Annotated in this window: 21 protein-coding genes; 13 read left to right on the top strand and 8 right to left on the bottom strand. The window is 66.7% G+C overall.

The window, feature by feature from the left end; translation table 11 throughout:
- Positions 1–20 precede the first annotated feature (20 nt).
- Both QFZ47_RS11055 and QFZ47_RS11050 read left to right on the top strand, forming a co-directional pair.
- Complete coding sequence (locus tag QFZ47_RS11055) at positions 21–785, top strand: SDR family NAD(P)-dependent oxidoreductase (protein WP_307655677.1); 765 nt, start codon at positions 21–23, stop codon at positions 783–785.
- Between the two features lie 25 nt (positions 786–810).
- Positions 811–1,068: a hypothetical protein gene (locus QFZ47_RS11050; RefSeq protein WP_307655676.1), complete on the top strand. Its 258-nt coding sequence runs from the start codon at positions 811–813 to the stop codon at positions 1,066–1,068.
- Positions 1,069–1,202: 134 nt separating this feature from the next.
- Here QFZ47_RS11050 and QFZ47_RS11045 read toward each other — a convergent pair whose 3' ends face one another.
- A complete protein-coding gene (locus QFZ47_RS11045) occupies positions 1,203–2,252 on the bottom strand; it encodes an MBL fold metallo-hydrolase (RefSeq protein WP_307655675.1) in 1,050 nt (349 codons plus the stop codon).
- Between the two features lie 61 nt (positions 2,253–2,313).
- On the bottom strand, positions 2,314–3,291 hold the full coding sequence (locus tag QFZ47_RS11040) for a Bug family tripartite tricarboxylate transporter substrate binding protein (protein WP_307655674.1): 978 nt from the start codon (positions 3,289–3,291) through the stop codon (positions 2,314–2,316).
- Positions 3,292–3,621: 330 nt separating this feature from the next.
- Here QFZ47_RS11040 and QFZ47_RS11035 point away from each other — a divergent pair, with 330 nt between their 5' ends.
- The 4 genes from QFZ47_RS11035 (at position 3,622) to QFZ47_RS11020 (ending at position 8,854) form a co-directional block, all read left to right on the top strand.
- The gene (locus tag QFZ47_RS11035; RefSeq protein WP_307655673.1) at positions 3,622–6,279 is read left to right on the top strand and encodes a type VI secretion system Vgr family protein; all 2,658 of its coding nucleotides are present in this window, start codon (positions 3,622–3,624) and stop codon (positions 6,277–6,279) included.
- A complete protein-coding gene (locus QFZ47_RS11030) occupies positions 6,272–7,585 on the top strand; it encodes an N-acetylmuramidase family protein (RefSeq protein ID WP_307655672.1) in 1,314 nt (437 codons plus the stop codon). The genes QFZ47_RS11035 and QFZ47_RS11030 overlap by 8 nt, the downstream gene beginning before the upstream one ends.
- Positions 7,586–7,598: 13 nt before the next feature.
- On the top strand, positions 7,599–8,234 hold the full coding sequence (locus QFZ47_RS11025; protein ID WP_307655671.1) for an SH3 domain-containing protein: 636 nt from the start codon (positions 7,599–7,601) through the stop codon (positions 8,232–8,234).
- A gap of 242 nt (positions 8,235–8,476) precedes the next feature.
- Positions 8,477–8,854 (top strand): VOC family protein, encoded by a 378-nt coding sequence (locus QFZ47_RS11020; protein WP_307655670.1) that lies wholly within the window; start codon positions 8,477–8,479, stop codon positions 8,852–8,854.
- A 25-nt stretch (positions 8,855–8,879) separates the two neighbouring features.
- Here the strand turns inward: QFZ47_RS11020 and QFZ47_RS11015 are convergent, their stop codons facing one another.
- Together QFZ47_RS11015 and QFZ47_RS11010 are read right to left on the bottom strand one after the other, a co-directional pair.
- Positions 8,880–9,461 carry a superoxide dismutase gene (locus QFZ47_RS11015; protein WP_307655669.1) on the bottom strand — a complete coding sequence of 194 codons (582 nt, stop codon included), beginning with the start codon at positions 9,459–9,461 and terminating at the stop codon, positions 8,880–8,882.
- Positions 9,462–9,505: 44 nt separating this feature from the next.
- Positions 9,506–10,174: a helix-turn-helix transcriptional regulator gene (locus tag QFZ47_RS11010; protein WP_307655668.1), complete on the bottom strand. Its 669-nt coding sequence runs from the start codon at positions 10,172–10,174 to the stop codon at positions 9,506–9,508.
- A 177-nt stretch (positions 10,175–10,351) separates the two neighbouring features.
- On the opposite strand from QFZ47_RS11010, the gene QFZ47_RS11005 reads away from it, so the two are divergent.
- From QFZ47_RS11005 to kdpE, 7 genes are read left to right on the top strand one after another with little or no spacing between them, the layout of a single operon-like run.
- Positions 10,352–10,480, top strand: a complete 129-nt coding sequence (locus QFZ47_RS11005; RefSeq protein ID WP_307655667.1) for a hypothetical protein — start codon at positions 10,352–10,354, stop codon at positions 10,478–10,480.
- Positions 10,477–10,575, top strand: a complete 99-nt coding sequence (gene kdpF / locus QFZ47_RS11000; RefSeq protein WP_307655666.1) for a K(+)-transporting ATPase subunit F — start codon at positions 10,477–10,479, stop codon at positions 10,573–10,575. The genes QFZ47_RS11005 and kdpF overlap by 4 nt, the downstream gene beginning before the upstream one ends.
- Position 10,576: 1 nt before the next feature.
- Positions 10,577–12,301 (top strand): potassium-transporting ATPase subunit KdpA, encoded by a 1,725-nt coding sequence (kdpA, locus tag QFZ47_RS10995; protein ID WP_307655665.1) that lies wholly within the window; start codon positions 10,577–10,579, stop codon positions 12,299–12,301.
- Between the two features lie 11 nt (positions 12,302–12,312).
- Positions 12,313–14,409, top strand: coding sequence for a potassium-transporting ATPase subunit KdpB (gene kdpB, locus QFZ47_RS10990; RefSeq protein WP_307655664.1), 2,097 nt, complete (start codon positions 12,313–12,315; stop codon positions 14,407–14,409).
- A gap of 13 nt (positions 14,410–14,422) precedes the next feature.
- On the top strand, positions 14,423–15,004 hold the full coding sequence (kdpC, locus tag QFZ47_RS10985) for a potassium-transporting ATPase subunit KdpC (RefSeq protein WP_307655663.1): 582 nt from the start codon (positions 14,423–14,425) through the stop codon (positions 15,002–15,004).
- Between the two features lie 20 nt (positions 15,005–15,024).
- Entirely contained in the window at positions 15,025–17,796 is a 2,772-nt protein-coding gene (locus tag QFZ47_RS10980; protein WP_307655662.1) for a DUF4118 domain-containing protein, read from the top strand.
- A 4-nt stretch (positions 17,797–17,800) separates the two neighbouring features.
- The gene (gene kdpE, locus QFZ47_RS10975; RefSeq protein ID WP_307655661.1) at positions 17,801–18,493 is read left to right on the top strand and encodes a two-component system response regulator KdpE; all 693 of its coding nucleotides are present in this window, start codon (positions 17,801–17,803) and stop codon (positions 18,491–18,493) included.
- Positions 18,494–18,637: 144 nt separating this feature from the next.
- Here kdpE and QFZ47_RS10970 read toward each other — a convergent pair whose 3' ends face one another.
- The 4 genes from QFZ47_RS10970 to QFZ47_RS10955 all read right to left on the bottom strand — a co-directional run bounded on the left by QFZ47_RS10970 (position 18,638) and on the right by QFZ47_RS10955 (position 22,062).
- Positions 18,638–19,768: a zinc-binding dehydrogenase gene (locus tag QFZ47_RS10970; protein WP_307655660.1), complete on the bottom strand. Its 1,131-nt coding sequence runs from the start codon at positions 19,766–19,768 to the stop codon at positions 18,638–18,640.
- Between the two features lie 100 nt (positions 19,769–19,868).
- The gene (locus QFZ47_RS10965; protein ID WP_307655659.1) at positions 19,869–20,438 is read right to left on the bottom strand and encodes a dual specificity protein phosphatase family protein; all 570 of its coding nucleotides are present in this window, start codon (positions 20,436–20,438) and stop codon (positions 19,869–19,871) included.
- Positions 20,435–20,926 (bottom strand): hypothetical protein, encoded by a 492-nt coding sequence (locus QFZ47_RS10960; protein ID WP_307655658.1) that lies wholly within the window; start codon positions 20,924–20,926, stop codon positions 20,435–20,437. The genes QFZ47_RS10965 and QFZ47_RS10960 overlap by 4 nt, the downstream gene beginning before the upstream one ends.
- Positions 20,923–22,062 carry an MGDG synthase family glycosyltransferase gene (locus QFZ47_RS10955; RefSeq protein WP_307655657.1) on the bottom strand — a complete coding sequence of 380 codons (1,140 nt, stop codon included), beginning with the start codon at positions 22,060–22,062 and terminating at the stop codon, positions 20,923–20,925. Before QFZ47_RS10955 ends, QFZ47_RS10960 begins: the two co-directional genes overlap by 4 nt.
- Positions 22,063–22,173: the final 111 nt, after the last annotated feature.

Raw genomic sequence — 22,173 nt, 5'->3', positions numbered from 1 at the left:
GTTCAAGAAAGTTTTTCCCGATGACCGCTTCCCATCTCACCCTGATCACCGGTGCCTCGCGCGGCCTGGGCCGTGCCATGGCCGAACAGCTGCTGCAAGCGGGCCACATGGTGCTCGGTATTTCGCGCAGGCAGGAGCCGCAGCTCGCGGAACTGGCGCATAAGGCCGGCGCCGAACTCATCCAGTGGGAGCAGGACCTGTCCGACCCGGTCGCCGCATCGGCGCGCCTCTCGGCCTGGCTCAAGACGCTCGACGGCCGGCGCTTCGACAGCGTGACCCTGATCAACAACGCCGGCACCGTCGGCAACCCCGCGCCCTTGGCGAGTGCCGTCGAAGCCGAGTTGTCGCTCGCGCTGCGCATCGGCCTCGAAGCGCCAATGCTGCTGACGGCCGCCTTCCTGGGCGCCACCCGCGAATGGCGCGGCGCGCGCAAGGTGCTCAACATCTCCTCGGGCCTGGGCCGCAATGCCATGGGCAGCCAGGCGCCGTACTGCGCGGCCAAGGCCGGCATGGACCACTTCTCGCGCGCCGTGGCGCTCGAAGAGGCCCATGCGCCGAACGGCGCGCGCATCGTCTCGCTCGCACCCGGCATCGTCGACACCGACATGCAGGTGCAGCTGCGCAGCGCATCGGCCGAGAAGTTTCCGGACCGCACGCGCTTCGTGAGCATGAAAGAGGAAGGCCGGCTCGATAGTCCGGCCACCGCCGCGGACAAGGTGCTCAAGTACCTGGCGCGCGAAGACTTCGGCCGCAACCCCGTGGCCGACGTGCGCGACCCGGCCTGAGCGCCGCAAGGAGAGCACACACACCATGGCCACCGCAAAGTCGATCGACACCAGCGACTACAAGCTCTTTCCTTCCCCGAGGAACGTGCACCGCGTCATCTTCGAGCACCAGGTCTTCGTGCCGTATCCGTACGCACTGATCGTGATGGAGGAGTTCTACTTCAAGGGCCGCTACAGCCTGTTCGCCGCCTGCCGCCTCAGCGACGGCAAGATGGGCCAGTTGGCGACCTTCGAGCTGGCATCGGACGTCGACATCTTCAACAAGAAGTTCACGCCGGACTGATCCCGCATTTCTCCCTCCCCTTCCGGGGGAGGGCAGGGGTGGGGGCACGGCGGCATCAACCCTGCGCAGTGCCGAATGCGGGGCAGCCCCCGTCCCAGCCTTCCCCCAGCGGGGGAAGGAGCAAGGCGACGTCGCTACAGCAAAAACCGGTCGCGCTGCGCCTGCGCGCATTCGCCCATCACGGCCAGCGCGCGCTCCACCGCCGGTGTGCCGAGCACGAACGGATTCGCGGCCGGCGCGGGCTGCTGCCGCAGCGCGGCGAGCTTGGCCTGCGAGCCGTCGATGTTCGAATGGTTCGACAGCAGCACGTCGATGCGCTGGCTCTGCGCGATCGCGCCCATGCGCTGGGTGGCGCCGATGTAGGCGTCCAGCCGCGGCACGTCCTTGCCGAAATTGAAGCCGGTGCCGCCCCAGAGCATCGCCCGGTGCTCGCGCCCGCCCGCGCTCACGTCGAACACCGGCGAGATCGTGCCCATGGTGTGGCCCGGCGTGAGGTACAGCGTTACGCTGGTGTCGCCGAGCCTGATGCGGTCGCCGTCCTTCACCGAGATGTCGCGCTTGGGCGGCGCGCCCCAGATCGGCGTCGCGAATTCGAGCCGGGTCTCGGTCATGGTCCAGTCGGCCTCGCTCATCACCACGCGCGCACGGTACTTCTGCGCGAGGTAGCCGGCACCGCCGTAGTGGTCGCCGTGGCCGTGCGTCACGATCACGTACCTGATCTGCGCCGGGTCGAGCCCCAGCTTGCGCATGCCGCCTTCGATCAGCGCCGCGGCCTCGGCCTGGGTGTTGAGCGCATCGATCAGGATGATGCCCTGCGAGGTCTTGATCGCCCAGGCGCTGACCCAGTCGGCGCCCACGAAGTACAGGTTGTCGAAGGCCTGGCCCGGCGGCGGCGCGGGCCGGTTGATGAAGCCGGTGAGGCTCTTGTCGAGCGCGTCCTGCGGCGGCCGGGCCGCGGGGGCGGGTTGGCACAGGGTCAGCAGGGCTTTGAGGTCGGTGCTGGCCGCGCGCGTGGCGGTGGCCACATGGGCCGCCACGCTGGCCTCCGACGGGCTGGCGGGCAGCGACGCGGTGGTGCTGCCGGCCGGCGTCTGCGCGCAGCCCTGCGCCAGGGCGGCAACCGCTGCCAGGGCGGTTGTCTTCAGCAGGAGGGTGTTCTTCGAATTCTTGCGCTGTGCTGCCATCGGTGTCTCCGTGCCGTCGCTGCGGCCTGTGGTGGAGACGCCATTCTGCGACGCCGGGCGCTTATTCGATGGTCGCGCCCGAGGCTTGCACGATGCCCTTCCACTTCTCGTAGTCGGTCTTCAACAGCGACTCGAATTGTTCAGGCGTCATGCTCTGCGGCTCGGCGCCCTGCGCGACGATGGCAGCCTTCATCTCGGGCGTGGCCAGCAGCTTGTTGACTTCGGCATTCAGCGTGGCGATCACGTCCTTCGGCGTCTTGGCGGGCACGAAGAGGCCATACCAGGTGGACACGTCGAAGCCCTTGTAGCCGAGCTCGGCCACGGTGGGCGTCTCAGGCAGCGAGGTGCTGCGCTTGGCCGAGGTCACGGCCAGCGGACGCAGCTTGCCCGCCTTGATCTGCGCCAGCGCCGAGGGCACCGACGACACCATCAGGTCGACGTTGCCCGCGAGCACGTCCATCATGGCCGCGTTGGAGCCCTTGTAGGGCACGTGGCGCATCTTGATCTGGGCGGCGCCGTTGAAGATCTCGCCGGCCAGGTGGATGGTGGTGCCGTTGCCCGGCGAGCCGTAGGTGACGGTGTCGGGCGCGGCGCGCGCGGCTTTCACCACGTCGTCGAGCGTCTTGAACTTCGAACTGGCCTGCGTGACGATCACCACCGGCGTGTAGGCCACGTGGGCCACGGCCGTGAGGTCCTTCACCGGGTTGTAGCTCAGGTTCTTGTAGAGCCAGGGCGCAACGACCATGTTGTCCTTCTGGCCCATCACGATGTCGTAGCCCGTGGGCGCGGCGCGCGCAGCCTCGGCAATGCCGATGGTGCCGCCGGCGCCGCCTCGGTTGTCGGGCACCACGGTCCAGTGGTTGGCCTCGGTGAGCTTCTGCGCGACCAGCCGCGCCAGGATGTCGGTGCCGCCGCCGGGCGGGAAGGGCACGATCATGCGCACCGGCTTGGCAGGGTAGGACTGTGCCTGTGCAGGGGCGGTGAAGGCCAGGGGAAGTGCCAGCGCGAGGGCCAGCGAGCAGGTGAATTTGCGGATCATGGGTGTTGTCTCTGTGTCGGGGGCGAATCGGGGTTGCAGACTTTAGGCCTCGTCGGGCACTGCACCGAGGGTGCAGTGTGCCGGAAGCGGAATCGCAGGGTTTTCGTGCTTCGCGATGGGCCTCTTCTCAAGCTGCGGCGGCCGCGCGATGTGCATTGCTTCACGAACTGCGCGTCTGCGTTGGCGATGACTACTTTGGGCTGCTTCCGGGCCTGCAACAGCGGCTTACATAATCCTCCCACAAAACGGCCCCCCAGCTTCTGAGGGCGGCCAGTCAGGGAGTCACATGTTCATCTTCAACCGTGCGAGCGCGCGTGCTCGCCCGCGTCCATGAAAAGGCGCGTCACCCTGCGCTCGCCCCTCGGCGACGCACTGCAGTTCCATCGCCTGGCCGGCCGCGAGGCGCTGCACCAGCTCTTCGAATTCGATGTCGATGTGCTGGGCCGCAGCAACGCCATCGATCCGAAGGCCATGCTGGGCGAGACGGCCACCGTCGCGATGGAAACCGAAAGCGGCCACCTGCGCTATCTGGGCGGCATCGTCACCCGCTTCGGCCTGACGCAGGAGGACGCCCGCCAGTCCTTCTACCGGATGACGCTGCGCCCCTGGCTGTGGCTGGCCACACTGCGAAGCGACCTGCGGGTGTTCCAGGACAAGACCGTGCCCGACATCCTCACCGAGGTGCTGGGCAGCTACGGCCATCCCCTCGAAATGAGGCTCGGCCGCGGCTACCGCACCTGGGACTACTGCGTGCAGCACCGGGAGAGCGACTTCGCCTTCATCTCGCGCCTGTGCGAATGCGAAGGCATCTACTACTACTTCAGGCACGAAGCCGAGCGCCACATCCTGGTGTTCGCCGATGACATTGCCGCCTCGCACGATCCGCTCCCAGGCGGGGACACCGTGCGCTTCCATCCTTCCGAGCACGCGGGCATGACCGCCGGCAGCAGCGCCGGCCCGGGCGAGCGCATCTACGAGTGGAAGTTCGGCGAAGAAATCCGCGCCGGCTTCCATTTCACCGGCGACTACGACTTCCTCAAGCCCCGGGCGGACCTTGCTATGCAACGGCAAATGCCCGGCGGCCACCCGCACGACAAGCTCGAGCGCTACGACTGGCCCGGCGGCTACACCCAGCACGACGACGGCGAGGCCTATGCGCGCATCCGCACCGAAGAACAGGCCAGCGGGCGCAGCACCGCGAGCGGGCGTTCCAACCGGCGCGACCTGGCGCCGGGCTGCACCTTCCAGCTCACGCACCATCCGCGGGGCGACCAGAACCAGCCCTACCTGCTGACCAGTGTCGACTACGAGCTGCAGGAGAACCTCCAAGCCAGCGAAGGCGCCGCCCCTTCCGAAGGCTCCGTCCAGCGCTTCGCCTTCGAGGCCCAGCCCACGAGCTACGCCTGGCGTCCGCCGCGCACCACGCCCCGGCCGCGCACCTGTGGCCCCCAGTCCGCCGTCGTCGTCGGCCCGCGCAACCAGGAGATCTGGGCCGATCAGTACGGCCGCGTCAAAGTCCAGTTCCACTGGGACCGGCTCGGCCAGCGCGACGAGAATTCCAGCTGCTGGGTGCGCGTGTCCACCGCCTGGGCCGGCGCCACTTTCGGAGGCGCCGCCCTGCCGCGCATCGGGCAGGAGGTGATCGTCGATTTCTTCAACGGCGACCCCGACCATCCCCTCATCACCGGGCGCGTCTTCAATGCCGAGCACATGCCTGCATGGCACCTGCCCGCCCAGACCAACCTCTCGGGCATCCGCAGCCGCGAGCTGGGCCTGCACGAGCGTTCTGGCGGCATGCGCGGCAATCACCTGGCGCTGGACGACCATCCCGGGAAGATCCAGGCCCAGCTCAAGAGCGATCACCTCAGCAGCAGCCTGAGCCTGGGCCACGTCGGCCGCATCGACGACACAGCAGGCCGCAAGGACGACCGCGGCGAGGGCGCCGAACTGCGCACTGACGGCCACGCCGCCGTGCGCGCGGGCAGGGGCCTGCTGCTCACCACCGAGCCACGGCCGCATGCGCAGGGGCACATCACCGACCTCGGCGAAACAGCCGCGCGCCTGACCGCCGCGCGCGACCTGCATGAACGCCAGAGCCAGACCGCCCAGCAGGCCAAGGCGCACGAGGCGGGTGACCAGGACGCCGTCACCCAAGCGTTGAAGGAGCAGAACGATGCCATCAAGGGCAGGGGTGGCGACGGGCAGGAAGACCGGTTTCCGGAACTCGACGAACCCCACCTGGTGATCGCCAGTGCGGCGGGCATCCAGAGCACCGCGGCAGGCGCCACGCACATCGCGAGCATCACCCACAACGCGTTGAGCAGCGGCGGCCACACCAGCATCAGCGCGGGCAAGAGCCTGCTGGCCAGCGTGAAGGAGGCCGTGCGCGTGTTCGCCTACAAGTCCATCCGCCTGACCGCGGCCACCGCCGGCATCGACATCGTCGCGCTGCAGAAAGGCATCAATCTCTTCGCCAAGCTCGACATCAACATGGAAGCCGACAAGATCAGCATCACCGCCAAGAACGAGATCCTGATCAACGGGGGCAGCAGCTTTACACGGTGGAACGCCTCGGGGATCGTGCATGGCACCAATGGGGTTTGGCGCGAGCATGCGGGGACCCATAGCTTTGCGGGGCCGATGAGTCTGCCGGTGCCCTCGATGGCTCTTCCCGTCGCGGAAATGAAGCAAGACGAAGAACACAAATACGTCCAGAAATTCGACATCACCACGCTGGTTGACTACGCCCCCATGGCCGCAGTGTTGCAAGGGCAGCCGTACCGAATCTATCTACCGGATGAGACCTTGATCCAGCAGGGCTGCGTGTCTGAAACGACAGCTCAGGTCCGCACGAAAACATCAGCCAAGGTGCGCTGCGAAATCGGGACAGGGGATTGGAAGGTGCATGAAAACGGCTATGACCATGCGCAGGTCAACAGCAGCCACACCAAGCTAAACGACGAGACCAAGGTGATTGGAAATGACTAACTCCCCTTCCAATATGCCAATCAATGGTGCGCCAAACACTGCCGCCGATGACCTTCACCCTGCGCCGGCCTCGTCTCGCGCAGCTACACCTGTTGTCCGCAAGCCTGGCGAACCTGAAGTGGAAGTCACCTTTGTCTTCGTGGATGCAGTCAAACACGGTATCAAAGGTCTGGACGTCAAGATGGAGGGAGGCGGAAAAGCCGAGATTGCCACGACGGGCGAGGATGGCACCGCAACGATCTGGACCGATGCCAAGCGTGGCGAGCCGATCAAGATTTACGTCAAGAAGCGGACCGGCGATTTCGATCTCAAAGGCACCGTCACGCCCAAACTGGATGTCAACAACTACACCATCCAGAGCCCTGAATACCACTTGGAAGCGATCACCAAACTAGACGCCGAAGAGCAGCTAGAGCGAGACTTGAATATTCCCACGGTCAAAGAGGGTGAAATCATGACGGTGGAGCGACTAATGGGAGAGTTGGCTCCCTATGTCGCCTCCAAGCAGGTTGTGACGGAAGCTGGAAAAGTGATCAAGGACAGTCCCATCAGGAAAAGGGTTGTGACCGTAGATCCAAAGACTCATAAAACTAAAACAAAGATCGAGATCGAACATCACTATCAAGTGGTCGACACAAAAAAACCGCACACAGTTGTGATGTACGTACTTGGGTCTCGTTTGAATTATCCAATTGCGACTGAAGTAACCGAAGCTCAGTATGCCGCCATGGCCAAGGAACTCGGATGTGAGGTGGCCGCAATCAAAGCTGTAGCTAAAACGGAAACCAATAGTGCGGCCTATTTTCCAAATGGACTGCCTGTCATATTGTTTGAGCGTCACAAATTTTTTAAATTAACGAAACCTGCGGGCGGATCGCATCCATATGCAAAATTTTCTGATATCTGCAATCCCACTCCGGGTGGTTACCACTTGCCCGTCGATCACGGACCCGATCCTCTGCGCATTTGGCAATATGAACGATTGGTCAAAGCGGCGCAATTGGATCGCACTGCCGCAGTGGCGTCATGTTCTTGGGGGGCATTTCAGGTGATGGGCGAATACTGGCATTCAATGGGGTACAGTAGCCCGGAAAACTTGGCCAATGAGTGTATGGCGTCGATTGACGGACAAGCCAAACTATTTATGAAATATATAAAAATGAAAGACAGGGAGGTGAAAATAATTAAGTCGTTGATCGACAAGGACTGGGAGGGCTTCACGAATTTCTACAATGGCGCCAATTGGAAGTCCCAAAATCCAGATTACCCGGAAAAAATGAAGAAAGCTTATGACGAGAATAAGTAGGCGCACTTTCTCATTGCTCCTCCTGCTCCTTGCAAGTTTTGCACATGCTGGAGTGCTGCTTCAATTTGAATACCCCGCACTTTTGATTTTTGAGTCAAAAGACGGGATTTATGGTTATTATGGTTCCACTTTGTCGAGTGTGGATGAAATCAGACCGCGGCCCGTCGAGTGTAAGTTTTTCTTTTATTCTGCCGGTGAGTCGTCAAAGGCAGCTGTTCGATATTCGGCAAAAGTTTTTTTTACGGAAAAATCTTTTGTAAAGAGGAAAAAATCATATGATGGCACTGCTTCAATATTTCGTCAGGATTCTGATTGGGTCATTCAAATGCAACGCCAAGATGCTGGTTGCGATAGTGCGGCAGGTTGGAATTTCCGGCTCGGTCCTAATGATCGGGAGGTCACAAAATTCGAAGTCACAGGAAGTGTGAATGCAATTTACCTGCGCCTTGTAGTCAAGAAAGCAAATTTATTCTTTCGCCGAGGAGAAAATTTTTCGCAGTCGAGGAAATTTCTCGTTCCGGGGGATGTGGTGGCAATTCTCGACGAAGAAAAGGATTTTTCTAACATTCGATTTCTGAATTCAAGAACAAATCAAACGATCGAGGGGTGGGTGAGAACTGAAGCCCTCGTTAACCCTTTTCCAAATTAGACGACGTAGCTGCGCAAACCCCGAGGGTGGGCGTGCTCTGACCATTGCAAGCCGTCACAGCCAGCGACGCATCCATGCTGGTGGAGTGTCGGCGCAGATCCCGTGAATATCTCGTCGCTCTACGGGGCACGATGGCGGTATTGACATGAGCCGCCGCGAGTCAAATACTCCACCAAATGGTTGAGTATTTTTGGCTCGCTCGCCGCGCGTCCACTGCGCGATGGGCTTCACAGGAGACTCTCATGCTCGGAAACATCAACGCGGTGGCCAACCTCGCGGTCAAAGACCTTGCTGTGGCGCGCCGCTTCTATGAAGACACGCTGGGCTTGTCGCAGGTCGATGCCGAGGGCGACGAGGTGATCGTCTACCGCAGCGGCAACTCCCGCATTAACGTGTACCGCTCGGCCTTCGCGGGCACCAACCAGGCCACGGCCGTGACCTGGTCGGTCGGTGGCGACATCGAGCGCCTCGTGGCCGCGCTCAAGGCCAAGGGCGTGCGCTTCGAGCACTACGACATGCCCGGCGCAAAGCTCGAAGGCGACATCCATGTCATGGGCGACATGAAGGTCGCGTGGTTCAAGGACCCGGACGGCAACATCCTCAACCTGATCAACGGTTGATAAGGATGCCGCGGCCGGACCCGGCTCAGCCGAAGTTCTTTGCCGCGAAGTCCCAGTTCGCCAGCTTGGCCAGGAAGGTCTCGACGAACTTCGGGCGCAGGTTGCGGTAGTCGATGTAGTAGGCGTGCTCCCAGACGTCCACCGTCAGCACCGGGGTGTCGCCGGTGGTCAGCGGCGTGCCCGCGGCCCCCATGTTCACGATGTCCAGCGAGCCGTCGGCCTTCTTCACCAGCCAGGTCCAGCCCGAGCCGAAGTTGCCCACGGCCGACTTCACGAACGCTTCCTTGAAGGCGTCGTAGCTGCCCCACTTGGCATCGATGGCCTTGGCCAGCGCGCCCGTGGGGGCGCCGCCGCCCTGGGGCTTCATGCAGCTCCAGAAGAAAGTGTGGTTCCAGATCTGGGCGGCGTTGTTGTAGATGCCGCCGCTGGACTTCTTGACGATGTCTTCAAGAGGCATCGATTCGAACTCAGTGCCCTTTTGCAGGTTGTTGAGGTTCACCACGTAGGCGTTGTGGTGCTTGCCGTAGTGGTACTCGAGGGTTTCCTTCGAGTACTCGGGTGCCAGCGCGTCGAGGGCGTAGGGCAGGGGCGGCAGGGTGTGTTCCATGGTGGGGCTTTCCTTTCGGGTTGAGAAATCAAATCGGAATCGGATCAGAGTGCGCTCTTCGGGCTCACCTGGTAGGCGCAGCGCCGTGCGCCTGCGAGCACGTGCTCGACGCGGCTCACGCTCACGCCGGGGCCCAGCACTTCGTCGAAGAGCTGCAGCTCGCTGCGGCAAAAGCCCGTGCAGGCGCGCGCCGCGGTGCAGATGGGGCAATGGTTCTCGATGAAGAGGAAGCCGTCGCCCTCGGGCCGCAGTTCGGCCATGTAGCCCTCGCGGCTGCGGATCTCGGCCAGCCGCTCGAGCTTGTTCCTGAGGCTGCGCGCGCCGCGCATCGCCTCGCGGTAGCTGGCGCGCATGGCCTCCTCGCGCGCGCCGATGAGGCGGTCCATGCCCTTCTCGCCGAACACGCTGATCACGGCGCTGATCATCTGCACCGTCATTTCGGCATGCGTGTCGGGAAAGCGCGCGTGGCCGGCGCCGGTGAGCCGCCATATCTGCGTGGGCCGGCCGCGGCCCGCGGGGCGGCTCTCGGCATCGACCAGGCCTTCGGCCTGCAGCTTGGCCATCTGCTGGCGCACGGCCTCCACGGTGACGTCGAGCAGCCTGGCGATGTCGGGAATGCCGAGCGCGCCGCGGGTCTTGAGCGTGGACAGGATGCGGTCTGCCGGCTGGTGCGGCATCCAGGCGGGCCTGGCATCGGCGGGACGCGTGGTCATCTTTTCTTATTCAAAGAAGTGGCTTTGATTATCAAGCGGCGCCGAAGCCGTTGTCGAGCATTTTGAAAAGCAGGGGACGCCTTTACGGTTTCTTTATGCGCCCCCGCCGACTCTGTTCCCCGTTTTTACGGGCGCCTGCCGAGACTCGAATCCTTGTTTTCGCTTGAGGAGCAATGAATGGACTTCGTCTGGATGGGCGCCTTGCTGGCGCTGTGGGCCGTGGTGGCGGCCCTGGTCGTGGGGCTGGACAGGCTCGAAGGACCGAATCCGCCGAAAACCAGCACCGGCAATGGAGAAGCATCGTGATCAGCCTCGAAGTTCTCTATGGCTTCGGCGCCCTGATCGCCGTGGCGCTGTTCGCCTACCTTGTTTTCGCGCTGATCTGCGCCGAGGAATTCTGAGATGGCTTCTTCCGCCTGGGGCCTGCTGGCCCTTTTCCTGGCCGCGCTGCTGGTGCTGGCGTGGCCCGTCGGCAAATTCCTTGCCGCGCTCTGCGACGAGCGCGTGCCGCACTGGATGCAGCGCGTCGAGGCGCCGCTCTACAGGCTCGCGGGTACCCGCCCCGAGCAATCGATGCACTGGCTGCGCTATGCGCTCGCGCTGCTGGCATTCAACGCCATCGGTGCGATCTTTCTCTACGCGCTGCAGCGCCTGCAGGGCTGGCTGCCGCTGAACCCCGCGGGCATGGCGGCCGTGTCGCCCGACTCGGCCTTCAACACCGCGGTGAGCTTTGTCTCGAACACCAACTGGCAGGGCTATGCCGGCGAGTCGACCATGAGCTATCTCACGCAGATGCTCGGTCTCACGGTGCAGAACTTCTTCTCGGCCGCCACGGGCATCGCGGTGGCTTTCGCGCTGATACGCGGCTTCGCGCGGCGCGGAGACGGCAAAGGCAAGGGCCTGGTCGGCAACTTCTGGGTCGACCTCACGCGCATCACGCTGTGGCTGCTGGTGCCGCTGTCCTTCGTGCTCGCGGTGTTCTTCGCGGGCCAGGGCGTGATCCAGAACTTCGATGCCTACAAGACCGTGCAGACCGTCGAGGCCACGGCCAGCGGGCAGACGCTCGCCATGGGCCCGGTCGCTTCGCAGGAGGCCATCAAGATGCTGGGCACCAACGGCGGCGGCTTCTTCAACGCCAACTCGGCGCACCCCTACGAGAACCCGACCGCGCTCAGCAACCTGCTGCAGATGCTCGCGATCTTCCTGATTCCGGCGGCGCTGTGCTTCGCGTTCGGCCGCGTGGTCGGCGACATGCGCCAGGGCTGGGCCGTGCTCACCGCGATGACGGTCATGTTCGCCATTGCCGTGATCGTGATCACGCCCGCAGAGCAGGCGGGCAACCCGCTCTTCGGCGCGCTCGGTGCCGACCAGGTGTCGAGCGCGTTGCAGAGCGGCGGCAACATGGAGGGCAAGGAAGTGCGCTTCGGCATCGATGCCTCGGCGCTCTTTGCCGCCATCACCACGGCCGCCTCGTGCGGCGCGGTGATTGCGATGCACGACTCGCTCTCGCCGCTCGGCGGCATGGTGCCGATGGTGCTGATGCAGCTGGGCGAAGTGGTGTTCGGCGGCGTGGGCAGCGGCCTCTACGGCATGCTGGTCTTCGCGATGCTCGCGGTGTTCATCGCGGGGCTGATGATCGGCCGCACGCCCGAGTACCTGGGCAAGAAGGTCGAGGTGCGCGAGATGAAGCTGATCTCCATCACCATCCTGGTCACGCCCGTGCTGGTGCTGGCCGACACGGCGGTGGCGGTGCTGGCCGGCGCCGGCAAAGCCGGCATCGCGAACCCCGGCGCGCATGGCTTCTCCGAAATCCTCTACGCGCTGAGCTCGGCCGCCAACAACAACGGCAGCGCCTTCGCGGGGCTCTCGGCCAACACGCCGTTCTACAACGGTTTGCTCGCGCTTGCGATGTGGCTCGGCCGCTTCGCGGTGATCGTGCCGGTGCTGGCCATTGCCGGTTCGCTCGCGGCCAAGCAGCGCCTGCCCGTCACCGGCGGCACGCTGCCCACGCACGGGCCGCTGTTCGTCTCGCTGCTGATCGGCACTGTGCTGCTGGTCGGCCTGCTCAACTACGTGCCGGCACTGGCCCTGGGGCCCGTGGTCGAACACCTTGTGCTCTGGAAGTGAAGGAGCGCACCATGATTCATACCAAGACATCTCTCTCGCTGCTCGATGCGGCACTGGTCAAGCCCGCGCTGTGGGGCGCCTTCGCCAAGCTGAACCCGCGCACGCAGTGGCGCAACCCGGTGATGTTCATCGTCTACATCGGCAGCATCCTCACGACGCTGCTCTGGGTGCATTCGCTGAGCTTCCCCGGCGACACCGGCATGAAGCCCGCCTTCGTGCTGGCCATCACCATCTGGCTGTGGTTCACCGTGCTGTTCGCCAACTTCGCCGAAGCCCTGGCCGAGGGCCGCAGCAAGGCGCAGGCTGCTTCGCTGCGCGGCCTGCGCAAGGACACCTGGGCCAGGAAGCTCAAGGAGCCGCGCCACGGAAGCCAGTGGCTCCCGGAGCAGGCGCCGAACCTGCGCAAGGGCGACGTGGTGCTGGTCGAGACGGGTGACGTGATCCCGCTCGACGGCGAGGTGATCGAAGGCGTGGCCTCGGTCGACGAGAGCGCCATCACCGGCGAATCGGCCCCGGTGGTGCGCGAGTCGGGCGGCGACTTCTCGGCCGTGACCGGCGGCACGCGCGTGCTGTCCGACTGGCTGGTGGTGCGCATCTCGGTGAACCCCGGCGAATCGTTCCTCGACCGCATGATCGGCATGGTCGAGGCGGCCAAGCGCCACAAGACGCCCAACGAGATCGCGCTCACCATCCTGCTGGTGGCGCTGACGCTGGTGTTCCTGATGGTCACCGTCACGCTGCTGCCGTTCTCGGTGTTCAGCGTCGAGGCTGCGGGTGCGGGCACCGTGGTGTCGCTCACCGCGCTGGTGGCGCTGCTGGTGTGCCTGATCCCGACCACCATCGGCGGCCTGCTCTCGGCCGTGGGCGTGGCCGGCATGAGCCGCATGATGCAGGCCAACGTGATCGCCACCTCGGGCCGCGCGGTGGAGGCGGCCGGCGACGTCGATGTGCTGCTGCTCGACAAGACCGGCACCATCACGCACGGCAACCGCCAGGCCAGTGCCTTCCTGCCCGCGCCCGGCGTGCCGAAGGGCCGCCTCGCGCGCGCCGCGATGCTCGCCTCGCTGGCCGACGAGACGCCCGAGGGGCGCAGCATCGTCGATCTTGCGCGCCGCGACGGACTGGAGGCCGCACCGGTCGAAGGCGCGCGCTTCATTCCGTTCACCGCGCAGACGCGCATGAGCGGCGTCGACCTGCCGGCCGCACCCCACAGCCTCGATGCCGACGCGGTGCTGCTGCGCAAGGGCGCGGTCGATGCGGTCCGCCGGCATGTCGAATCGCTGGGCGGCAGCATGCCCGCCGAGGTGCTGCGCGCGGCCGAGGAAACGGCGCGCCGCGGCAGCACGCCGCTGGCCGTGGCCGAGGGCAACCGCGTGCTCGGCGTGGTCGAGCTCAAGGACATCGTCAAGACCGGCATCAAGGAGCGCTTTGCCGAGCTGCGCCGCATGGGCATCAAGACGGTGATGATCACCGGCGACAACAAACTCACCGCCGCGGCCATTGCGGCCGAGGCCGGCGTCGACGACTTCCTGGCCGAAGCCACGCCCGAGGACAAGCTCGCGCTGATCCGCAAGTACCAGTCCGATGGCCGCCTGGTCGCGATGACCGGCGACGGCACCAACGACGCGCCCGCGCTCGCGCAGGCCGACGTGGCGGTGGCCATGGGCAGCGGCACGCAGGCCGCGAAGGAGGCCGGCAACATGGTCGACCTGGATTCGAATCCGACCAAGCTGCTCGAGGTGGTGGAAACCGGCAAGGCGCTTCTGATGACGCGCGGCTCGCTCACCACCTTCTCGATCGCCAACGACGTGGCGAAGTACTTCGCGATCATTCCGGCGATCTTCGTCTCGACCTACCCGCAGCTCGGCGCGCTCAACGTGATGCGGCTCGCGAGCCCGTCGTCGGCCATCCTGTCGGCGGTGATCTTCAACGCGCTGGTCATCGTGTTTTTGATTCCGCTCGCGCTCAAGGGCGTGCGCTACCGGCCGGTGGGCGCGGCCGCGCTGCTGCGCCGCAACCTGGCCATCTACGGCCTCGGCGGCCTGCTCGTTCCCTTCATCGGCATCAAGCTGATCGATTGGCTGCTGGTCGCGGTCCATCTGGTCTGAGGAGTTCTTCACCATGAACAACGTCATTCGTCCCGCCCTCGTGCTCTTCGCGCTGCTGGGCGCGCTCGCCGGCCTGGTCTATCCGCTGGCCGTCACCGGCGCTGCCAAGGCGCTGTTTCCCGCGCAGGCGGCCGGCAGCCTGGTCGTGCGCAACGGCGCCACCGTGGGCTCCAGCCTGATCGGCCAGAACTTCAGCGATCCGAGGCACTTCTGGGGCCGGCCCTCGGCCACCGCGCCGCAGCCCTACAACGCGAGCGCTTCGGGCGGCTCGAACCTCGGGCCGCTCAACCCGGCGCTGGCCGATGCGGTCAAGGCGCGCATCGAGGCGCTGCGCGCCGCCGACCCGGGCAATGCCGCGCCGGTGCCGGTCGACCTGGTCACGGCCTCGGCCAGCGGGCTCGACCCCGACATCAGCCCCGCCGCCGCACACTACCAGGCGGCGCGCGTGGCACGCGCGCGCGGCCTGCCGCTCGAGCAGGTGAAGGCACTGATCGCCGGCCATACGCAAGCGCCGCTCTGGGGTTTTCTGGGCGAGCCGCGCGTCAATGTGCTGGCGCTGAATCTCGCGCTCGATGAAGGCGCCTCGATGCGCTAACCTGCGCAGCCACCACCGCCATGCCCGACGCCCGCCCCGATCCCGATGTCTTGCTTGCGCAATTGCGCAGCGACGAGGCGCGCGCCCTGCGCGGCAAGCTGCGCATCTATTTCGGCGCGAGTGCCGGCGTCGGCAAGACCTGGGCCATGCTGAGCGCCGCGCAGCGCGAGCGCGCCGCGGGGCGCGACGTGCTGGTCGGCGTGGCCGAAACGCATGGCCGCAGCGAAACCGCGGCGCTGCTCGCGGGGCTGGCCGTGCTGCCGCTGCGCGAGGCGGAGCACCGCGGCCGCACGCTGGCCGAGTTCGATCTCGACGCCGCGCTCGCACGCAAGCCGGCCGTGCTGCTGGTCGACGAGCTGGCTCACACCAATGCGCCCGGATCGCGCCATGCCAAGCGCTGGCAGGACGTGCAGGAGCTGCTGGCCGCGGGCATCGAGGTCTGGTCGGCGCTCAATGTGCAGCATCTCGAAAGCCTCAACGGCACCGTCGGCGCCATCACCGGCGTGCGGGTGCACGAGACCGTGCCCGACACCGTGCTGGACGAAGCCGACGAGGTGGTGCTGGTCGACGTCACGCCCGACGAGCTCGCGGCGCGGCTTGCGGCCGGCAAGGTGTATTTGCCGCGTCATGGCGACAACGTGGCCGAGCGCGCCGCGCAGAACTTCTTCCGCAAGGGCAACCTGATCGCGCTGCGCGAGATTGCGCTGCGCCGCACCGCCGAGCATGTGGAAGACGACGTGCGCGGCTGGCGCGTCGAGCAGTCGGGCGCGGCCGGCCGCCATGGAAAGGACGGGCAGGGCGGCGAACTGCAAGCCTGGAACACCTCGGGCGCGATCCTCGCGTGCGTCGGTCCGCACGAAGGCGCGGCGCAGACGGTGCGCACCGCGGCGCGGCTCGCGGGCCAGCTCAACGTGCGCTGGCACGCGGCCTACGTCGAGACGCCGCGGCTGCAGCGGCTCGCCGCCGAGGAGCGCGACCGCATCCTCGCGGTGCTCAAGCTGGCCGAGGAACTGGGTGCGGCCACCGCGGTGCTGACCGGTTCCGACGTGGCGGAGCAACTGGCCGAGCAGGCGCGGCGGCTCAACTGCGCCACGCTGGTGCTGGGGCGCCCGGAGCCGGCCGGCGGATGGCGCCGCCGGTGGCCCGCCGCACCGATGCCGCTTTCGCGCGCGCTGGCCCGGCGCGCACCCGCGCTCGACATCATGGAAGTCGGCCGTGCCGACAGTTCGCGCCGCCTGGCGCGCGCGTCCATCAACGGCACGCGCGCCGATGACGACGACCACGAGAAGGCCCCCGTCCATTGGCCGGGCTATGCCTGGGCCACGGCGGCGAGCGTCGTGCTCACGCTGGTCTGTACGCCGCTGGCCCGCGTGCTCGAACTGTCCAACATCGTGATGCTGTTCATGCTGGGCGTGGTCGGCGTCGCCATGCGCTTCGGCCGCGGGCCCTCGGCGCTCGCGGCCCTGCTCAACGTGGCGGCGTTCGACTATTTCTTCGTGCCGCCGCGCCTGTCGTTCGCGGTGAGCGACGTGCAGTACGTGCTGACCTTCGCGATCATGCTCGGCGTGGGCCTGCTCGTGGGCCAGCTGATGGCGGGGCTGCGCTTTGCGGCCGGTGTCTCGACCAGCCGCGAACGGCGGGCACGCTCGCTGTTCGAGCTCACGCGCGAACTCTCGGCCGCGCTGGAAAGCGCGCAGGTGGTGGCGCTGGGCGCCGCCGCCGTGCAGGGGCACTTCGGCGGCCAGGCGCTGGTGCTGGTCACCGATGCGGCCGATCAGCTCGTGCTGCCCGAGCGCCCGCCCGAGGGCTTCGATGCGCAGGTGGCCGACTGGGCCTTCCGCCACGGCCAGCCCGCGGGCCTCGCCACCGCCACGCTGGCGGCCCAGCCCTGGCACTACGTGCCGCTGCAGGCGCCGATGCGCGTGCGTGGCGTGCTCGCGCTTTCGCCGTCGCAGCCGCGCTGGCTGCTGATACCGGAACAGGCGCAGCAGCTCGACACGCTCGCGCGGCAGATCGCGATTGCGCTGGAGCGCGTGCACTACGTGGAGGTGGCGCAGCAGGCGGTGGTCGAGATGGAGTCGGAGCGCCTGCGCAACGCGCTGCTGGGCGCCATCTCGCACGACGTGCGCACGCCGCTCACCGCATTGATCGCGCTGGCCGAATCGCTCCAGACGCTGCCGCCCGAGGCGCATGCCGAAGCGGCGCGCGCCATCGTGGCGCAGGCGCACGAGCTGCATGCGCTGGTCAACAACCTGCTCGACATGGCGCGGCTCGAAAGCGGCATTGCGGGCGGCGCGGTGAACCTGCGGCGCGACTGGCAGTCGGTGGAAGAGGTGGTCGGCTCGGCCATCCGCGCGGCGCGCACTGCGCTCGGCCATACCGTGGTGCAGACCGCGCTCGAGCCCGGGCTTCCGCTGGTCGAGTTCGATGCCGTGCTGATCGAGCGCGTGCTGGTCAACCTGATCGAGAACGCCACCAAGTACGGCGCGCCGCCCATCGTGGTCGGCGCGCGGGCCGAGCCCGGCAAGCTGGTGCTCACGGTGCGCGACCACGGCCCGGGCCTGCCCGCGGCGCTCTTGGGCCGCGAGCAGAGGCTGTTCGACAAGTTCACCCGCGGCGACACCGAATCGGCCACGCCGGGCGTTGGCCTGGGCCTCGCGATCTGCCGCGCCGTGGTGAGCGCGCACGGCGGCGAGATTGCCGCGGCCAATGCGCAGGGCGGCGGTGCAGAATTCATGGTCACCCTGCCGCGCCGGGAACCACCGGAACCGGCCGAAGAAGCCCCACTCTGAACCCATGCCATCGCCCACCGCCATCGTGATCGAGGACGAGCCGCAGATCCGGCGCTTCGTGCGCGGCGCGCTCGAGGCCGAGGGCTGGCTGGTGCACGAGGCCGGCACGCTGCGTGATGGCCTGGCGGCGGCCGGCACGCGCCAGCCCGACCTGCTGGTGCTCGACCTGGGCCTGCCTGACGGCGATGGCGTGGCGCTGATCCGCGATGTGCGGGGCTGGTCGGCCGTGCCGATCATCGTGCTGTCCGCGCGCAGCGACGAGGCCGACAAGATCGCCGCGCTCGATGCCGGCGCCGACGACTACCTGACCAAGCCCTTCGGCACCGGCGAGCTGCTCGCGCGTGTGCGCGCCAACTTGCGCCGTCCCCGCGCGGCGGGCGGCGACGAAACGGCAGAAGCGGTGTTCCGTTTCGGCGAGGTCGAGCTGGACCGCGCCGCGCGCATCGTGCGTCGCGCCGGCGCCGAGGTGCACCTGACGCCGACCGAGTACCGGCTGCTTTCAGTGCTCGTCGCCAACGCCGGCCGCGTGCTCACGCAGCGCCAGCTGCTGCGCGAGGTGTGGGGGCCGTCGCATACCGACCAGAGCCACTACCTGCGCATCTACATGGGGCATTTGCGGCAGAAGCTGGAAGCGGATCCGGCGCAGCCGCGGCATTTGTTGACTGAAACGGCTGTGGGGTATCGGTTGGTGGTTTAGCTTGCTGACGCCGCGCTTTTTCGGTGGCACAGAGCCCTCACCCCAGCCCTCTCCCGGAGGGAGAGGGAGCAACAGCCCGACCCATCACCGCCCCGTCTTGTCCCCTCTCTCTCCGGGAGAGGGTTAGGGTGAGGGCCGCGGCATTCAAGCCGCCACGCCCTTGTTCGGATTCAACAAGAACTTCTCCCCCGTCGCCTGCTTCCCATACACCCCGATCGCATCGAGCTGCAGCGCCTCGAACAACGAAACCTCGCGCGTGTAATGGCTCGCAAACGTCGTCTTCAACTCCGCCACCACGCGCGCCTTCAACCGCTGCACACCTTCATCCCCGAGCTTCTGCAGGAACGGGAACAGCAACCACCCGCCCATGCCCCACGCCATGCCGAAGTTGCGCACGAACTCCGTCGGCGAGCGGTCCAGGCCGCCGTAGATGTAGACCTGCTTGTGCGTGGCCGAGCCGTAGCGGCTGTATTCCTTGGCGGTGCGGTTCAGCGCCGCTTCCATGCAACCGAGGATCTGGCCCGCGAGCTTGCCGCCGCCCGTGGCGTCGAAGGCCAGCGTGGCGCCCGTCTCGACCAGGGCCTGCGTCAGGTCTTCGAGGAAAGTGGGCGAGCTCGCGTTGCACACGTACTTTGCGCCGATGCCGCGCAGCAGCGCTTCCTGCTCGGGCTTGCGCACGATGTTGACCAGCGCGATGCCGTCCTTCAGGCAGATCTTGTTGAGCATCTGGCCCAGGTTGGAGGCGGCGGCGGTGTGCACCAGGGCCTTGTGGCCTTCGCGCCGCATCGTCTCGACCATGCCCAGCGAAGTGAGCGGGTTCACGAAGCATGATGCGCCTTCGGCCGGTGCCGTGCCCGCGGGCAGTTCCAGGCACTGGGCCGCGGCCACCGCGCGGTACTGCGAATACATCGCGCCGCCGATCGCGGCCACCGTCTTGCCCAGCAGCGCCTGCGCCGCGGGCGACGAACCGGCCTTGACCACCACGCCGGCGCCTTCGTTGCCGACCGGCATCGACTGGTCCAGCCGCCCGGCCATCGCCGGCATGGCGCGCTCGGGCACGGTGGCCGTCACGATGGGCCGCTCTGGCGTGCCGGAGGCCTTGGCGGTGCCCAGGTCGGCCGCGCCGAACAGCAGGCCCAGGTCCGACGGATTCATCGGCGAGGCCTCGACACGGATCACGACTTCGTGCGCCTGCGGCTCGGGAATCGGTTCGTCGTGCAGCGAGAGTTCAAGTTCGCCGTTCGCGCGGATGAGGGAGCGCAGTTGCAGTGCCATGGATGAGCCCCTTGTGCCTCGTCAAGGAGGCAGGTTCGAAGGTGGCCCGGGGCCACGGGGCGGCCAGTATAGGAGCGGCGCGCGAAAGCTGCAGACGCCTTCAGGACACCACGGGAATCGCCGGCGCGTGGGCCAGCGCATGGCCCATCTTCTGCGGATCGAAGCGCTCGATGTAGCGCGGAATGTTGCGCCACAGCGTGTGGTAGCCGTAGCCGCCGCGCAGCATCTCCAGGCGCGCGCTTTCCTTGTCCCAGCCCTGCACCGCCATGCGGTAGGCCGCCGCGACCACGCCGGTGCGGTCGGCGCCGTGCATGCAGTGGATCAGCACCGGCCCCTGCTTCTCGGCCTCTCGGATCGCCACCAGCGCGCGCAGCACCTTGGCGTCGTCGATCGACCAGGTGTTGATCGGTACGCGCACCAGGCGGATGCCGCTGCCCGCGAACACCTTCCGGTCGTCGTTGAAGGAGCGCAGGCTCACGATGGTGCGGATGCCCAGCGCCTTCAGCGCCGCCACGTCGGCGATGCGCGGCTGCGCGCTGCGGTACAGCGTGGGCGTGATGCGGTGCAGGTTCTCGACCTTCGATGCGCCCAGCGGATCGGCCCAGTGGCCGGGGCGCGGGCCGGCGATGTCTTCTGCCGCTGCCTTGTGCTTCTTCCTGTTCTTCGTCATTTCTTCCGCCGCCAGTGCCGCGTCACCAAAATCAGCAGGGCCACCGCCAGGCCGCCCCAGTAGTCGACCGGCGCGCCCCAGATCCAGTGCTTGTGCCAGAACGCATCCACCGCATTGAAGCGCGCCCAGCCGAAGGCCGGGTTGATGATGAACCAGAGGAAGTCTTCGCAGACCCAGAACACGATCAGGCCCGCCACCGCCAGTCCGAAATCGCGCCAGGTCCAGCGTCCGTTGAAGGCCAGCGGCGCAAGGAACACCAGCACCATGAAGGTGAAGACCCAGGCGTGGTAGCCGGTCATCGCGCGCCCGCCCCAGAAGAGGTCGAGCCAGATGCTGTTCTCGATGCGCCAGGTGGGCAGCGAGGTGGCCCAGCCGGCGCCGCCTTCGATCTGGATCTCGGCGTTGGCAAAGAAGAAGGCCATCACCACCACCCATGCGAGGTAGCCGAGCGTGCGGGCCACGCCCGTTTTCTCCACGGCGCCCGTCATGCGGCTTCGCCCAGCACGTGGCGCAGCACCGCGGCCGCCGCGCGCGGCTTGCCAAGCGCGCGGCTGCGCCCGGCCATGGCCGCGAGCTTGGCGGGGTCGGTCATCAGCCGTGCCACCTTGTAGTCGAGGCCGATGGCGTCGTAGGCGAGCCAGCCTGCGCCTTCTTCCATCAGGAAGCCGGCGTTGTGTTCTTCCTGCCCCGGAATCGGCGAGATCAGCAGCATCGGCTTGCCGAGCGCGAGGCACTCCGACACCGTGAGCCCGCCGGGCTTGGTCACGACCAGGTCGGCCGCGGCCATGAGCTTGTGCATCTCGTTCGTGAAGCCGATGGCCACCACGCGCCCCGGATGGCGGGCGGCCAGGGCCTGCAGCCTGCCGTGGGCCTCGGCGTTGCGGCCGGCCACGGCGATCACCTGCAAGCCGCTGACGCCGCCGAGCGAAAGCACGCGCTCGACCATGCTCGCCAGGTCGCCGACACCCGCGCCGCCCGAGGCCATCAGCAGCACCGGCCGCGCGGGGTCGAGGCCGAGCGCCGTGGCGCAGGCATGGCGCGCGAGCGCCGGCGCGTCGGGCTCGCAGAAGGCCGGCATCACCGGAATGCCCGTCACATGGATGCGCTCGGCCGGAATGCCGCGCGCGCGCAGCCTGAAGGCCACTTCCTCGGTCGCGGCCAGGTAGCCCGCCATGCCCGGCACCAGCCACATGTTGTGCAGGTCGTAGTCGGTGATCTGCAGCCACACGGGGTAGTCGATGCGGCCGCGGTTGCGCTCGCGCATCAGCAGCTCGGCGGGCAGGAAGTGGGTGCAGATCACGGCGTCGGGATTTTCGCGGCGGATCTCGCGCACCAGGGCGCCGGTGCTCAGCCGCTCGATGCCGCGGCGCAGCCGCTGCGAAGGCGCGTGGTGCGGCGTGGCATCGGAGCGCTGGTGCAGGTACGACCACAGCTCGGGCGCGCGGTTCACGAGCTGGATGTACCAGTCGGTGTACACCTTGCGGAAGCCGCCGGCCACATGGGCCATGGCATCGATGTGGACCGCCGTGTGCGGCGGGGTCGATTGCACGGCGGCTTCGAGGGCTTGCGCTGCGCGCACGTGGCCGTTGCCGGCGCTCACGCTGAGGATCAGGAGTTTGGTCATGCGGGTGGGGGCCGTCGGCGGGCCATTGGCGCGCATTATCGCCATGCATTGCGACACATCCCGCAGGCGGCGTCCATCAGCGAAAATGCGGCTGCGCACCGCTTCACCGGG

The organism is Variovorax paradoxus (assembly GCF_030815975.1).
Classification (GTDB): Bacteria; Pseudomonadota; Gammaproteobacteria; order Burkholderiales; family Burkholderiaceae_C; genus Variovorax; species Variovorax paradoxus_N.
Note: the sequence above shows the minus strand (reverse complement) of the source record. Positions and strands in the feature narration are given on the sequence as shown.